Below are 14,308 nucleotides of genomic sequence, written 5' to 3'. Positions count from 1 at the left end.
TCCTTTGTTTTTCCCCGCTTGTTGTGCAAAAAACGTTCTCGTCACAATTATTTCACAAAAACGCTTGCCGCAAATTTGCAGTTTGATGATAATGATTATCATTGTTACATTGATTGTTATTTTTAAACACTATGTCACGTATGGATAACACAACGGCTACGCCTACAAAAGACACAACACCGCCTTCCGTCGCGCCAAACGAGCGACGAATTGACAGTAAAACCCTGCTGGGTAACGAAGGACGCGTGATCATAGAACATGATGGTCAGCACTACCTGCTGCGCCAGACGCAAGCCGGAAAACTCATTCTGACTAAATAAACAACACATTTCGCCAGCCACCCAGGTCATACCCAGGCAGCCAGCGCTTTTCGATTTCCTAATGGAGAGTTGCTATGCCTTACCTGCACACCGCTTCCCTGCGCCCATCGCTGTTGGCGCTGGCGATTGTCAGTAACCTGCCCACCGTAGCCTATGCGGCGGTCGAGGATATGACCGTCACCGCCACCGGCAATGCCCGTAGTGCCTTTGAAGCGCCGATGATGGTCAGCGTGATTGATGCCACCGCCCCGGAAAACCAGACCGCCAGTTCGGCAGCCGATCTGTTGCGGACGGTTCCGGGTCTAACCCTCGATGGAACGGGTCGTACCAACGGCCAGGACGTGAATCTGCGCGGCTACGATCGACGTGGCGTTCTGGTACTGGTTGACGGCGTTCGTCAGGGAACTGACACCGGACACCTGAACAGCACCTTCCTCGACCCGGCGCTTATCAAACGTATCGAAGTCGTTCGTGGCCCTTCCGCACTACTGTACGGTAGCGGCGCGCTGGGCGGCGTGATCGCCTATGACACTGCGGATGCCAAAGATCTGCTGGAAGCCGGACAAAACAGCGGTTACCGCGTGTTCGGTACCGCGGCAACCGGCGATCACAGCCTCGGTATGGGCGCCAGCGCATTTGGGCGCACCGATACGCTGGACGGACTGCTTGCATGGTCGAGTCGCGATCGCGGTGATTTGCGCCAAAGCGACGGTACTACAGCGCCAAACGATGAAGCGATCAACAATATGCTGGCGAAAGGTAGCTGGAAAATTGACAGCGCCCAGACGTTGGCCGGCTCGCTGCGATACTACAACAATGACGCCCGGGAACCTAAAAACCCGCAGACCAGTGCGGCGGATGCCAGCAACCCGATGACCAACCGTTCAACGATCCAGCGTGATGCGCAACTGACCTACTCGCTCGCTCCGGCAGACAATGACTGGCTGAACGCGGATGCCCGTATCTACTGGTCCGAAGCGCGCATTAATGCTCAGAACGCAGATAACACTGGCGAATTTCGCAACCAAACCACCAAAGGCGGGAAGATCGACAACCGCAGCCGCCTGTTTACCGACTCTTTTGCATCTCACCTGTTGACCTACGGCGGTGAATACTATCGCCAGGAACAACAACCGGGTGGTTCAACAACCGGTTTCCCGGAGGCAAAGATCGATTTCAGCTCCGGCTGGCTACAGGATGAAATCACCCTGCGCGACCTGCCGGTTACGCTGCTGGGCGGTACCCGTTATGACTCTTATCGCGGCAGCAGCGACGGCTATGAAGATGTTGATGCTGACAAATGGTCGTCCCGCGCCGGACTCACCGTTACGCCAGCCGACTGGCTGATGCTGTTCGGTTCATACGCTCAGGCCTTTCGTGCGCCAACCATGGGCGAGATGTATAACGATGCGAAACACTTCTCGATTGGTCGTTTCTACACTAACTACTGGGTGCCAAACCCTAACCTGCGCCCGGAAACCAACGAAACCCAGGAATACGGATTTGGCCTGCGCTTTGACGATCTGCTGATGGCGAGCGATGCGTTCGAATTTAAAGCCAGCTATTTCGACACCAAAGCAAAAGATTACATCTCCACCAGCGTCGACTTCGCCGCTGCGACAACCATGTCCTATAACGTTCCCAATGCCAAAATCTGGGGTTGGGACGTGATGGCGAAATATACCGCCGACCTGTTCAGCCTCGACATGGCCTATAACCGCACACGCGGCAAAGATACTGACACAGGTGAATACATTTCCAGCATTAACCCCGACACCGTCACCAGCAAACTGAATGTGCCGGTTGCGCACAGCGGTTTCTCCGTAGGCTGGATTGGGACATTTGCTGACCGTTCAACGCATATCAGCAGCACCTACGCTAAACAGCCTGGCTATGCGGTAAACGATTTTTACGTGAGCTATCAGGGCCAACAAGCACTGAAAGGCATGACCACCACGCTGGTACTGGGCAACGCCTTCGACAAAGAGTACTGGTCGCCGCAAGGCATTCCGCAGGATGGTCGTAATGGCAAAATTTTCGTGAGTTATCAGTGGTAATCACTTTTCCCCGGTTCGCCGGGGCCGCAATCTGGAAGGAAGAGACAATGAATCATTACACACGCTGGCTGGAACTGAAGAAAGAAAATCCCGGCAAATACGCACGCGACATTGCAGGGTTGATGAATATTAGTGAAGCCGAACTGACCTTTGCGCGCGTCGGCCATGACGCCTGGCGCTTACGTGGCGAAGTCCGCGAAATCCTCGGCGCACTGGAAGCGGTTGGTGAAACCAAATGCATTTGCCGCAACGAATATGCGGTGCATGAACAGGTTGGCGCTTTTACCAATCAGCACCTGAACGGCCATGCCGGGCTGGTTCTTAATCCGCGTGCACTCGACCTGCGTCTGTTCTTAAATCAGTGGGCAAGCGCTTTTCATATCAGTGAGACCACCGCCCACGGCGAGCGTCAGAGCATTCAATTCTTTGACCATCAGGGAGACGCACTGCTGAAGGTCTATACCACACAAAATACCCTCGTTGAGGAATGGGCGGCGTTGCTGACCCGTTTCATCTTTGCAGAAAACCCGCCGCTGGTGCTGCAACCCGTCAACAATTCTGTGCCTGCCGCCGTCACTGTCGACGCACAGACCGTTGATCAAGAGTGGCGAGCGATGACTGATGTCCATCAGTTCTTCGGTCTGCTGAAACGCCACGCTCTCACCCGCCAACAGGCGTTTAATCTGGTTGGCGACGATCTGGCCTGTAAGGTTTCTAATAGCGCACTGGCGCAATTACTCGACACCGCGCGTCAGGATGGCAACGAAATTATGGTTTTTGTGGGTAATCGCGGCTGTGTACAGATATTTACCGGCGTGATTGAAAAACTGGTACCGATGAAAGGCTGGCTGAACATCTTCAACCCAACCTTTACCCTGCATCTACTGGAAGAGAGCGTGGCAGAAACGTGGGTGACGCGTAAACCGACCGCCGATGGTCACGTCACCAGTCTGGAGCTGTTTGCTGCCGACGGCACGCAAATCGCCCAGCTGTATGGTCAACGTACGGAAGGCGAGCCGGAGCAGACACAATGGCGCGCACAGATTGACGCACTGACGCCGAAAGGACTGGCCGCATGAAAAAACTGCTGGCCCTGATCGCGCTGCTGCCCTTCGCGGCGCTGGCTGCGCCCGAGGAACGGGTTGTTGCGCTCGGTGGCGATGTCACCGAGATTGTCTACGCACTGGGAGCACAACCCTCCCTTGTGGCGAGAGACAGCACCAGCCAGTGGCCTGTTGCGGCAACCGCGTTACCTGATGTTGGTTATTTGCGCCAGCTCAACGCCGAAGGGATCCTGGCTACCCGCCCTACGCTGGTCCTTGCCAGCGCGCAGGCACAGCCCTCTTTAGCGCTAAAACAGATTGAGCAGAGCAACGTCAGGGTTGTCACGATCCCAGCAAGCAACGATCTTAACGCGATTGATGAAAAAGTTCGGGTTATCGCTGAGGCTACTCATCGGGAGGCCGACGGAGAAACTCTGCGCGCAACGTTACGTCAGGAACTGGCGACGCTCCCGTCGTCTGAACTTAATAAACGTGTGCTGTTTATTCTCAATCATGGCGGGATGACCGCGATGGCGGCGGGCCAGCAAACCGGAGCCGATGCGGCGATTCGTGCCGCAGGTCTACGCAACGCGATGCAGGGCGTTAATCGCTATCAGCCGCTGTCACAAGAAGGCGTCATTGCCAGCCAGCCCGATCTGGTGGTGATTTCGCAGGACGGCGTTAAGGCGATGGGTGGCGAAGATAACCTGTGGGCGCTACCGGGACTTGCGCAAACACCTGCCGGAAGGAATAAACAGGTATTGCAGGTTGACGATATGGCGCTGTTGGGCTTCAGCGTTCGCACGCCACAGGCTATTTTGCAGCTTCGTGCTAAAGCGGAGCAATTGCCCTGATGTCCCGGCGGATCACCTGTTCGTTGTGGATGTTGGCATTGATGCTGGTTGCAATGACGGTTCTGGCTACCGGTTTTGGCGCGTTGCGCCTGCCGGTAAGTCTGCTCTGGCGTGATGGCGATGAGGCACTGCGTCAAATCTGGATCACGATTCGCCTTCCCCGCGTCCTGCTGGCGCTGGTGATTGGCGCCTCTCTGGCGCTCGCTGGCTGCGTGATGCAGGGACTGTTTCGCAATCCGCTTGCAGACCCAGGATTACTGGGAATAAGCAGCGGCGCCGCCTGCGCTGTGGCCCTGTGGGTGGTGCTGCCTGTCTCTTTGCCCGCGCTGATGATGTTGTATGCTCCAATGCTGGCCGCTTTTTTCGGCGCGCTAGCGGCAACAGTAGTGATTTTTATCCTCAGCCAACAGCGCGACGGTTCGCTCTCCCGCCTGCTGCTGGTCGGCATTGCCATCAACGCGCTCTGCGGGGCGGCGGTTGGCGTACTGTCGTGGGTCAGTAACGATGCGCAACTGCGCCAGCTGTCGCTATGGGGAATGGGAAGTCTGGGGGCCGCACAGTGGTCCACGCTGTTGGCTGTCACTTCACTGACAATCCCGACAGTGCTGATCATCTGGCGACTTGCTCCGGCGCTGAATCTTCTGCAACTGGGTGAGGAAGAGGCGCATTATCTCGGCGTTGATGTACGTACAATCCAGCGTATTTTGCTGCTTTGTAGCGCATTACTGGTTGCCTCAGCCGTGGCGGTAAGCGGGGTGATTGGCTTTATCGGGTTGGTAATCCCACATTTAATACGTATGTGGCTCGGCTCAGACCATCGGGCCGTTATTCCGGGTTCCGTGCTGGCGGGCGCGTTTTTATTGCTGATTGCCGACACCCTGGCCCGTACTGCGGTTGCGCCTGCGGAGATGCCGGTCGGTCTGTTGACCAGTCTTCTCGGCGCACCGTGGTTTTTATGGCTTATTTTTCGTCAGCGAGGAGCGCATGGCTGAACATTTCATCGCTGAAGGGCTTCACTATCACGTAGCTGGCAGAGCGGTGATTGACGACGTATCGCTCGCCCTTACAAAAGGTGAACTGGTTGCGCTCATCGGCCCAAACGGTGCGGGGAAATCCACCCTGCTGCGCCTGCTGACCGGTTTTCTCAAACCAGCAACCGGGCGTTGCGTGCTGGCGGGCAAACCGCTGCATGAATGGTCTACCCAGACCCTGTCGCGGCATCGGGCAGTGATGCGCCAGCAAACACAGTTGGGATTCGACTGGCCGGTAGAGGCCGTCATCGCGATGGGCCGCGCGCCGTGGACCCAACAGCAGGAGCCCCGGCTTATCGCTCAGGTGATGGAAATGACCGGATGCACACCTTTGGCGGGTCGGCAATACGCCGCGCTTTCCGGCGGCGAGCAACAGCGAGTACAGTTAGCCCGTGCGCTGGCACAACTCTGGTGCGACGGTGCGCCTCGTGGTTGGTTATTCCTTGATGAACCGACCTCCGCGCTGGATCTTTACCACCAGCAGCATCTGTTGCGCATGCTAAAAACGCTTACCTCTTCGGGAGAGCTGCATGTGTGCATTGTGCTTCACGATCTGAACCTCGCCGCACTGTGGGCAGACAGAATAGTGCTGCTGCACAACGGCAGGCTGGTATCGCAGGGAACACCGGAAACTGTGTTACAGGCCGATGACCTGAAGCGCTGGTACGGTGCTCAGGTACACGTTGGCCAGCATCCGGCCAACGCCTCCCCGCAGGTATTTCTGGCCCCTTAGCTTGAACAACTCACTTCCAGCCGTTTTCCCCAGTCAGGTGGACGGCTGACATAGTCATCATCACGATCGGCAAACGGGGTACGCAACGCCTGGTGCAACCGATGCAGCTCGGCGTAATCCCCCTGCTCTGCCTGACTAATCGCCCGTTGCGCCAGCCAGTTACGTAATACCATCGCCGGGTTAGCCGCCTTCATCTGTGTTTGCCTGGCAGCATCGGCAATATTGTCTTGCTGAAGGCGCGAGCGATATCGCGTGAACCAGTCGTCAAACGCTGCGCGGTCGATAAACTCATCGCGCAACGGAGATTGCGCACTGTGTTGTTCCGTTTGGCTGAGCATGCGAAACGTTCGCGTATAGTCGCTTCTTTCCCGCGACATCAGACTAAACAGCTCGCTAAGCAGTTCGTTATCGTCTTTCTGCTCGCTAAAGAAGCCGAGCTTTTGCCGCATCCGCTGACCGTAGCGAGTTAACAGCGCCATCTGGTAACTGTCCAGCGCATCATTGAGCGCCTCGACCGGGATAAACGGCGACAGGGTTTGCGCCAGACGTTGCAGGTTCCACAACGCGGCGGCCGGTTGATTATCGAAACTGTATCGCCCCTGGTTGTCAGAGTGATTGCAGATATAATCGGGCACGTAATCATCAAGAAAACCGAATGGACCGTAATCCATCGTCAGACCCAGAATCGACATGTTGTCCGTGTTCATAACACCATGCGCAAATCCTACCGCCTGCCAGTCAGCGATTAACGTCGCAGTACGCGTGACAACATCGTTAAACCACAGCTGATATTTATCGGCGTCTTCCTGCCATTGCGGCCAGTAATGGCGAATCGCAAAGTCAGCCAACTGGCGCACTTTTTCCGGCTCCCGGCGATAGTAAAAATGCTCAAAATGGCCAAACCGCATATGGCTTTGCGCCACGCGGATAAGCATCGCCCCCGCTTCGACCGTTTCGCGATACACCGGCGTGTCGCTGGTGACAATCGACAATGCCCGCGTGGTCGGTATTCCCAAGTAGTGCATCGCTTCACTGGCCAGGCTTTCGCGAATGGTCGAGCGCAGCACGGCGCGCCCATCACCCATGCGGGAATACCGCGTGAGTCCGGCACCTTTCAGGTGCCAGTCAAACGTTGAACCATCCGCGAGCTGTTGTTCGCCCAGCAGGATCCCACGTCCGTCGCCAAGCTGACCTGCCCAGACGCCGAACTGATGCCCACTATAAACCTGGGCTAAAGGCGACATCCCGGGAAGCAGCGATTCGCCTCCCCAAACGCCCGCACCAGTTGAAATATCAAATAGCGCCGCAGGAATAGCTAATTGCTCCGCCAGCGCATCGTTATGCCAGATAAGGCGCGCATTTTTCAAAGGGGTGGGTGAAAGCGCGGTATAAGTTGCTGGTAGTTCATCACGCCAGCGAGTGGTAAAAGACAGGGTCATAGGGCCTCCTGCCTCTAGTGTAGACTGTTAATAGCCTGTTAAACACCAGCAAATAAAAGGGTTATATCTTAGCAAGCGAAATTATCTGCGCAGGAGGCACTGCAGGCCACAATCCTCCCTGCATGGCACTGAATCCCACAGGCAAAACACGCTCCAGCATCTCTTGTGTATCAATTCCGCTAATGATTATTGACTCACAACTGGGAGATAGTTGCGCCAGAATAGCCCGCATAAACGGTTCAAACGAAATATGTGCAATCCTTTGTTGAACAAAGTTTTTATCCAGAACGACGCGTTTGAACAGACCGTCAAAAATTGCCCGGGTTGATATACCGCCAGCACCATAGTTTGTCAGGACTAATGGAAATCGCGCAGCAAGTGCGGCCAATGTTGGATTATCTTTACCTTTGTTTAACTCCGGATAGCTTTCATTAATAGTCAGCTCCAGAAATGAAAATCGTTCAACTTGTGAAGCAAGTTCAGTATCTGATAATAAAGTATTAGCAATTGCTGGCGTTAAATTAATCCAGGCAAATACTTTTCGCTGAATAAAAAAATGTTGGCACGTTTCGATTAATTCTAGTTTTTCTACAAATAAACGACATTGTTCGTCGTCTGACATCCGAGGTAGGACCAGCTCGGTGGGTATACGCACATCCCCATGTGCACTGGCGAAATTGGTGATGATGTCGACGAATTCAAGATCGCCTTTTTCGCTTCTCGCAGGAAGAAAAGAGAACTCAGAATGGTAAAGATTATCCAGTGAAACAATCATCGTGCCAGCCCCGCTGCATGGGTGTTATCCGGCATCCTGTAGCAAAGGATGAAGAAATACGTTACTGCTGATGCAAGTAGAGGCCCTTTCATTTTTCCCTTTTTAGCCGGTAAATCGAATCCTTTTTTTTAGCTTATCCTGATTATAAGCGAATATCCAGCTTTGCACTTTTTAATATCTCGGAATAAATCATATTTTTAGCAAGATACGCTCTTAATGTTCATGGGTATTGTCTAACCAAAAGCAGAAATAAAAGTTAACTTTCAAACGGTGATGTCGAGGCTGCCACTCGATGGCAGCCTCGGAGTTGTGAGGATTAAATACGTCGCGCCTGCCAAAAGTTTTTACGCCAGTAAACGTTATCCAGAGACGAGCGCATCACTCCACGGCTGGTTGAAGCATGAATAAATTGATTATTGGTATCGTAAATACCGACATGCAGACCGCTTTCCCCAGACCCGGTTTTAAAGAAAACCAGATCACCGGGCAGCAAATCGTCTTTATCAATTTCGGTACCAATCTTTGATTGCGTACGCGTATCGCGTGGGAGTTGCAGATCGAATTTATCGCGCATCGTCATCAAAACAAATCCAGAACAATCCACCCCGCTACGACTCATACCACCATAACGATAGGGTGTGCCATGCCAGGTTTGTAGCTGATCATTAAGACCGGCGATAACGGCGATTGAATCCGACAAGCGGGCATTTGGCGCAGGCGCACGATGGCTGCTGCAGCCCGCCAAAAACAATGCTGTGATTAAAAGGAGCCAAAAGCGCATTCAGTACGAATCCTCTGAATTTTATTTTTATACCAATTTAGCGTGGAAATTATATGATTTTCAAGAACCCATTTAACTTAAGTGGTTGATATGAGCATTCTATGCCCTTCAATATCCAAACGTCGGAAGTTGACACCATAGGCCGCAGACAGATTGGCCGGCGTCAGTACCGCATCTCGAGAACCACTGGCAAGCAGTTTCCCACGTTTGAGTAGCCAGGCTTTATGCGCATGGCGTAAGGTGTGATTAAGGTCGTGACTACTCATCACAATCGCTATGCCCTGCAAACACAGCTGACTCAACAATCGATCCAGTGCGTTTTGTTGCGCGACGTCCAGACTGTTCATCGGCTCATCCAGGAGTAAAAGCTGACCTAATGGATTCGCTTGTGGGCAAATCTGCAGGATAACCGCAGCCAGGCGCACACGCTGCCACTCACCGCCGGAGAGTTGGTTCACGCCGCGCCCCAGTTTATCTCCCAGGCCGAGCGCATCGGCGACCTCCTGTAACAGATCGGTACGTGCTTTGTCGGGTTGATGCAGCGTCAGAAAATGCCAGACCGGCATCGCAAACGGCGGATTTTGCTGTTGCGCAAGATAGGCACGATATTGCGCCAGTCTGGCAGCCGGCCATTCCTCCAACGGCATATCACCAAAAGTGATGCTGCCCTCTCCGTTCGTCAGACCCGCTATACGCGCCAACAGCGTACTTTTTCCGGCACCGTTTGGTCCCACTAAATGCAGGATCTCTCCTGCTTTTATCTCACCAGAAAGCGGGCCAAGACGGGTCGATTCCGCGACGTCCTGTAGCTGCATCAATCGAGACATTAGTTTGCCAGCGCCTGCTTGATGGTTTGCACCAGAATGGGATCCTCAGGCGTCATATCCGGTGAGAATCGTTGCAGCACTTTTCCATCGCGACCCACTAAAAACTTCTCGAAATTCCACAGAATATCGTCCGGGTAGAGCGGCGCACGACCTTTGCTCGCCATTCGCTCATAGAACCCACTGTCCGCAGGTGCAACGGCCGTTGGTGCGGCATCAATCAGCTTCTGATACAGCGGATGGCGTCCCTCGCCGTTGACGTCAATTTTGCTGAACATCGGGAAAGTTACGCCCCAGGTGGTACTGCAGTACGTTTTTATTTCCTCTTCGCTGCCCGGCTCCTGGCCCAGAAACTGATTGCAAGGGAAACCAAGAACGCTGAAGCCCTGTTGGTGCCAGGTTTTCTGCAGATTCTCCAGTTGCTCGTACTGCGGCGTCAGTCCACATTTTGAAGCAACGTTGACGATTAACAGCACATTTCCGGAATACGGCTGCAGTGAGGTAACCTCGCCGTCGATGGTCGTCACTTCTGTATCAAGGATAGTGTTTTGCATAGCATCTCCAGAACAACAGGTGGATTTTCAGTTTTTAATCATAGACCGAACCAACGCGTTCTAGCGCGCGGCTTTTAACAATAGCCAGATAAATACCGGTGCGCCCATGGTGGCCGTCACCACGCCGATAGGTAACTCAGCCGAGGCCAGCACCAGACGCGCGACAACATCAGCAAACAGTAATGCGATTGCACCAGCCAACGCACAACCTGGCAATAAAACACGGTGATCGGTGAGGCCGCACAGTCGCAAAATATGCGGTATCACAAGCCCAATAAAACCAATCGCCCCTGCCAGAGCCACGCTCACGCCGACCATCCAGCCCGTGGCGACCACCAGCAGGTTGCGCCAGAACCATAGTGGCAGCCCCAGCTGACGAGCAGACGTCTCTCCTAATGCCAGCATATTCATCGGCTGCGACTGACAGCAGATCCACACCAGTACCGGAATCAACGCCACCATGAGCCAGGCCTGATGCCAGTCTACGCCACCGAAGCCCCCCATCATCCAGTACATCAGCTGTCGTAAGTCAAATGAAGTGGAGAAGTAGATGGCCCATGTCATCAGCGCGCTACAGATAATCCCCAGCGCCACCCCTGCCAGCAGCAGACGGCTGGTAGACAAATGACGGCGGGCGAAACGTAGCAGTATGAGCGTGATAATCAGCGCCCCGGCAATGGCGCAAAGGCCCAATGCCCAGCCGGGAAGTTGCCCCTGCCCCAGCAGCACCGCCGCGATGAGCCCGACTCCCGCGCCGTTAGACACGCCTAATAATCCCGGCTCGGCGAGCGGATTTTCAAAGAGAGCTTGCATCACTGCGCCTGATAAGGCCAACGCAGCGCCTACCAGCAAAACGGCAAGGGTACGGGGAAGTCGGATTTGCCAGACGAACAGATCGCCGCGGGCGCTGAACCAGTCGCCGGGAGCGATCCATTGTTCTCCTGCGCACAAGCTTAGAATCGTTGCCAGTAGCATAAGTACTGACAGTGACAGTATCCAGCGCACATTTCGACGCTGCTGTTGATGGGCGAAAGTCAGCATGTTTTCCATTCTGCTGAAAAGAGATGAAGGTGATTCTACGGTGCTGATTCGGTAGTGAAAAGGAAAAAGGCCGCAGAGCGGCCTTTTTAGTTATATATCATGGTTTGCGCTGCCGCTTTGATGGCAGAGCAAGTGACTTAACGGATCGTTAAATCACTCTTCTTTGGGCGTTGCGTTTTCGACCCGGCTTTTTAACTTCTGTCCGGGTCTGAAGGTCACCACGCGCCGTGCTGTAATGGGAATATCTTCGCCCGTTTTCGGGTTACGGCCCGGACGTTGATTCTTATCACGCAGATCGAAGTTACCAAAACCAGAGAGTTTTACCTGCTCACCATTTTCCAGAGCACGACGGATCTCTTCGAAAAACAGCTCGACCAGTTCTTTGGCATCCCGCTTGCTAAGCCCAAGCTTATCAAACAGATATTCTGACATTTCAGCTTTTGTAAGCGCCATAGGTTCAATCCCTCAATGATGCCTGGAATCGCTCTTTTAATGCCTCTACACATTTGGCGACGGTAGCGGCAATCTCCTCTTCTTCAAGTGTACGGCTGGTATCCTGAAGGATCAGGCTGATAGCGAGGCTCTTATAACCCTCCGCAACACCCTTACCGCGGTACACGTCAAATAAGTTTACGCCAACTACCTGATTTACGCCAACTTTCTTACACTCGGATAAAATATCCGCAGCGGGAACGTTTTCGGCCACAACAACCGCGATGTCGCGACGGTTCGCCGGGAAGCGAGAAACTTCACGCGCCTGAGGCACCACGCGGTCTGCGAGCTTATTCCACTCCAGTTCAAACACCAGAGTGCGACCGTTCAGATCCAGTTTACGTTCCAGTTCAGGATGAACAACCCCAATGAAACCAATACGTTCACCTTTCAGATAAATCGCCGCAGACTGACCCGGATGCAGTGCTGGATTCGCTTCAGCTTTGAACTGAATGTCTGCCAGTTTGCCGGTCAGGTCGAGAACCGCTTCCAGATCGCCTTTCAGATCATAGAAATCAACGGTCTCTTTTGCCAGATTCCAGTGTTCATCATGACGGTTACCGCAGATCACGCCCGCCAGCATCAGATCCTGACGGATCCCGAGATTGGCCTGTGTATCCGGTACGAAACGTAAACCCGTTTCAAAAATACGTACGCGGTTCTGCTGACGGTTCTGGTTATACACTACCGTAGACAGCAAGCCGGTCCACAGGGACAAACGCATAGCCGACATATCAATAGAAATTGGGCTTGGCAACAGCAGCGCTTCTTCACCCGGGTGCAGCAGCGACTGGACTTTCGGGTCGACGAAGCTGTAGGTAATTACTTCCTGGTAGCCTTTGTCATTCAGCATGGTTTTTACACGTTTCAGCGACAAATCCGCTTCACGATGCGTACCCATGATAAGACCCGCCTGAATCGGCGTGTTCGGGATATTGTCATAACCGTATACGCGGGCGACTTCTTCGACCAGGTCTTCTTCGATTTCCATATCGAAACGCCAGCTCGGCGCGACCGCTTTCCACTCATCCTGCCCTTCCGTCACGTCACAACCCAGACGACGCAGAATGTCGCTCACCTGCTCATCCGCAATATGGTGTCCGATCAGACGATCCAGTTTGCTACGACGAAGCGTAATGGTTGCGCGTTTTGGCAGCGTGTCTTCGTTCGTCACGTCAATGACTGGACCCGCTTCGCCGCCGCAGATATCGATCAGCAGGCGCGTTGCACGTTCCATGGCCTTATGTTGCAGAGCCGGATCAACACCACGCTCATAGCGGTGAGAAGCATCGGTGTGCAGACCGTGACGACGTGCGCGACCGGTAATAGACAGCGGGCTGAAGAATGCACATTCCAGCAGGACGTTTTGCGTTTCATCATTCACGCCTGAATGTTCGCCACCAAAGATGCCGCCCATCGCCAGCGCTTTGTTATGGTCCGCAATCACCAGCGTATCCGCATTCAGCTTCGCTTCGCTGCCATCAAGCAATACCAGGGTCTCACCCTCTTTTGCCATACGGACAACAATTCCGCCTTCAATGCGGTCTTTGTCGAATGCGTGCATCGGCTGGCCCAGTTCGAGCAGCACATAGTTAGTCACGTCAACCACGGCATCGATTGAACGAATACCGCAACGACGCAGTTTTTCTTTCATCCACAGCGGGGTCGGCGCTTTAACATTGATGCCTTTAACCACGCGGCCCAGATAGCGTGGACAGGCTTCCACGGCTTCAACCTGAATCGGCAGGACGTCGCTAATGGTTGCCGCTACAGGCGCGATTTCCGGCTCAACCAGCGGAGCTTTGTTCAGCACAGCAACATCACGTGCGACACCGATAATGCCTAAGCAGTCGGCGCGGTTCGGCGTGACGCTGATTTCGATAGTGTTGTCGTCAAGCTTCAGGTATTCACGGATATCGGTGCCAATTGGCGCATCGGCCGGCAGTTCGATAATCCCGTTATGATCGTCGGAAATACCCAGCTCAGAGAATGAGCACAGCATACCTTCAGACGGCTCACCGCGCAGTTTCGCGGCTTTGATTTTGAAATCGCCCGGCAGAACGGCACCAACGGTTGCCACAGCCACTTTCAACCCCTGACGGCAGTTTGGCGCACCGCAGACGATATCCAGCAGACGGTCGCCGCCTACATTCACTTTGGTGACACGCAGTTTGTCAGCGTTCGGGTGCTGGCCACATTCAACCACTTCACCCACCACAACGCCGTTGAACACACCGGAAACAGGTTCCACACCGTCAACTTCCAGACCCGCCATTGTGATTTGGTTTGACAGAGCATCGCTATCAATCGCCGGGTTTACCCATTCGCGTAACCACAGTTCACTGAATTTCATTGTTTTATCCT

14 protein-coding genes are annotated in these 14,308 nt (G+C 53.9%); 6 read left to right on the top strand and 8 right to left on the bottom strand.

The annotated features are described in order from the left end of the window. Window positions 1–131 precede the first annotated feature (131 nt). The 6 genes from hemP to G4551_RS10445 all read left to right on the top strand — a co-directional run bounded on the left by hemP (window position 132) and on the right by G4551_RS10445 (window position 6,038). Window positions 132–320 (top strand): hemin uptake protein HemP, encoded by a 189-nt coding sequence (gene hemP / locus G4551_RS10470; protein ID WP_003030556.1) that lies wholly within the window; start codon window positions 132–134, stop codon window positions 318–320. Window positions 321–394: 74 nt separating this feature from the next. Continuing rightward, window positions 395–2,377: a TonB-dependent hemoglobin/transferrin/lactoferrin family receptor gene (locus tag G4551_RS10465; RefSeq protein WP_003836634.1), complete on the top strand. Its 1,983-nt coding sequence runs from the start codon at window positions 395–397 to the stop codon at window positions 2,375–2,377. A gap of 47 nt (window positions 2,378–2,424) precedes the next feature. Continuing rightward, window positions 2,425–3,456, top strand: coding sequence for a hematinate-forming heme oxygenase ChuS (gene chuS, locus G4551_RS10460; protein WP_003836637.1), 1,032 nt, complete (start codon window positions 2,425–2,427; stop codon window positions 3,454–3,456). Beyond that, window positions 3,453–4,274: a heme/hemin ABC transporter substrate-binding protein gene (locus G4551_RS10455; protein WP_003836639.1), complete on the top strand. Its 822-nt coding sequence runs from the start codon at window positions 3,453–3,455 to the stop codon at window positions 4,272–4,274. Before chuS ends, G4551_RS10455 begins: the two co-directional genes overlap by 4 nt. Then, window positions 4,274–5,266: a FecCD family ABC transporter permease gene (locus tag G4551_RS10450; RefSeq protein WP_003836640.1), complete on the top strand. Its 993-nt coding sequence runs from the start codon at window positions 4,274–4,276 to the stop codon at window positions 5,264–5,266. The genes G4551_RS10455 and G4551_RS10450 overlap by 1 nt, the downstream gene beginning before the upstream one ends. Next, window positions 5,259–6,038 (top strand): heme ABC transporter ATP-binding protein, encoded by a 780-nt coding sequence (locus G4551_RS10445; protein ID WP_003836641.1) that lies wholly within the window; start codon window positions 5,259–5,261, stop codon window positions 6,036–6,038. Before G4551_RS10450 ends, G4551_RS10445 begins: the two co-directional genes overlap by 8 nt. Here G4551_RS10445 and selO read toward each other — a convergent pair. From selO to pheT, 8 genes are all read right to left on the bottom strand, one after another. Further along, complete coding sequence (selO, locus tag G4551_RS10440) at window positions 6,035–7,477, bottom strand: protein adenylyltransferase SelO (protein ID WP_003836642.1); 1,443 nt, start codon at window positions 7,475–7,477, stop codon at window positions 6,035–6,037. The genes G4551_RS10445 and selO overlap by 4 nt on opposite strands. Before the next feature lie 61 nt (window positions 7,478–7,538). Further along, a complete protein-coding gene (locus G4551_RS10435) occupies window positions 7,539–8,252 on the bottom strand; it encodes an EAL domain-containing protein (protein ID WP_003836643.1) in 714 nt (237 codons plus the stop codon). 316 nt (window positions 8,253–8,568) lie between these two features. Continuing rightward, entirely contained in the window at window positions 8,569–9,033 is a 465-nt protein-coding gene (locus tag G4551_RS10430) for an NlpC/P60 family protein (RefSeq protein ID WP_003836644.1), read from the bottom strand. Window positions 9,034–9,110: 77 nt separating this feature from the next. Beyond that, the gene (gene btuD, locus G4551_RS10425) at window positions 9,111–9,860 is read right to left on the bottom strand and encodes a vitamin B12 ABC transporter ATP-binding protein BtuD (protein WP_003836645.1); all 750 of its coding nucleotides are present in this window, start codon (window positions 9,858–9,860) and stop codon (window positions 9,111–9,113) included. After that, on the bottom strand, window positions 9,860–10,411 hold the full coding sequence (locus G4551_RS10420; RefSeq protein WP_003030569.1) for a glutathione peroxidase: 552 nt from the start codon (window positions 10,409–10,411) through the stop codon (window positions 9,860–9,862). The genes btuD and G4551_RS10420 overlap by 1 nt, the downstream gene beginning before the upstream one ends. A 60-nt stretch (window positions 10,412–10,471) precedes the next feature. Then, window positions 10,472–11,452, bottom strand: coding sequence for a vitamin B12 ABC transporter permease BtuC (gene btuC, locus G4551_RS10415; RefSeq protein WP_003832584.1), 981 nt, complete (start codon window positions 11,450–11,452; stop codon window positions 10,472–10,474). 153 nt (window positions 11,453–11,605) lie between these two features. Then, window positions 11,606–11,905, bottom strand: coding sequence for an integration host factor subunit alpha (gene ihfA / locus G4551_RS10410; RefSeq protein ID WP_003030571.1), 300 nt, complete (start codon window positions 11,903–11,905; stop codon window positions 11,606–11,608). 4 nt (window positions 11,906–11,909) lie between these two features. Then, window positions 11,910–14,297: a phenylalanine--tRNA ligase subunit beta gene (gene pheT, locus G4551_RS10405; RefSeq protein ID WP_003836646.1), complete on the bottom strand. Its 2,388-nt coding sequence runs from the start codon at window positions 14,295–14,297 to the stop codon at window positions 11,910–11,912. Window positions 14,298–14,308 lie beyond the last annotated feature (11 nt).

The organism is Citrobacter freundii ATCC 8090 = MTCC 1658 = NBRC 12681 (assembly GCF_011064845.1).
GTDB classification, from domain to species: domain Bacteria; phylum Pseudomonadota; class Gammaproteobacteria; order Enterobacterales; family Enterobacteriaceae; genus Citrobacter; species Citrobacter freundii.
This window is presented reverse-complemented; position numbering and strand designations above follow the sequence as displayed.

What these genes read in the sequence shown, in the direction of transcription:
- hemP (WP_003030556.1), top strand. Translation starts at nt 132, where the DNA reads ATGTCACGTATGGATAACACAACGGCTACGCCTACAAAAGACACAACA.
- G4551_RS10465 (WP_003836634.1), top strand. Translation starts at nt 395, where the DNA reads ATGCCTTACCTGCACACCGCTTCCCTGCGCCCATCGCTGTTGGCGCTG.
- chuS (WP_003836637.1), top strand. Translation starts at nt 2,425, where the DNA reads ATGAATCATTACACACGCTGGCTGGAACTGAAGAAAGAAAATCCCGGC.
- G4551_RS10455 (WP_003836639.1), top strand. Translation starts at nt 3,453, where the DNA reads ATGAAAAAACTGCTGGCCCTGATCGCGCTGCTGCCCTTCGCGGCGCTG.
- G4551_RS10450 (WP_003836640.1), top strand. Translation starts at nt 4,274, where the DNA reads ATGTCCCGGCGGATCACCTGTTCGTTGTGGATGTTGGCATTGATGCTG.
- G4551_RS10445 (WP_003836641.1), top strand. Translation starts at nt 5,259, where the DNA reads ATGGCTGAACATTTCATCGCTGAAGGGCTTCACTATCACGTAGCTGGC.
- selO (WP_003836642.1), bottom strand. Translation starts at nt 7,477, where the DNA reads ATGACCCTGTCTTTTACCACTCGCTGGCGTGATGAACTACCAGCAACT.
- G4551_RS10435 (WP_003836643.1), bottom strand. Translation starts at nt 8,252, where the DNA reads ATGATTGTTTCACTGGATAATCTTTACCATTCTGAGTTCTCTTTTCTT.
- G4551_RS10430 (WP_003836644.1), bottom strand. Translation starts at nt 9,033, where the DNA reads ATGCGCTTTTGGCTCCTTTTAATCACAGCATTGTTTTTGGCGGGCTGC.
- btuD (WP_003836645.1), bottom strand. Translation starts at nt 9,860, where the DNA reads ATGTCTCGATTGATGCAGCTACAGGACGTCGCGGAATCGACCCGTCTT.
- G4551_RS10420 (WP_003030569.1), bottom strand. Translation starts at nt 10,411, where the DNA reads ATGCAAAACACTATCCTTGATACAGAAGTGACGACCATCGACGGCGAG.
- btuC (WP_003832584.1), bottom strand. Translation starts at nt 11,452, where the DNA reads ATGCTGACTTTCGCCCATCAACAGCAGCGTCGAAATGTGCGCTGGATA.
- ihfA (WP_003030571.1), bottom strand. Translation starts at nt 11,905, where the DNA reads ATGGCGCTTACAAAAGCTGAAATGTCAGAATATCTGTTTGATAAGCTT.
- pheT (WP_003836646.1), bottom strand. Translation starts at nt 14,297, where the DNA reads ATGAAATTCAGTGAACTGTGGTTACGCGAATGGGTAAACCCGGCGATT.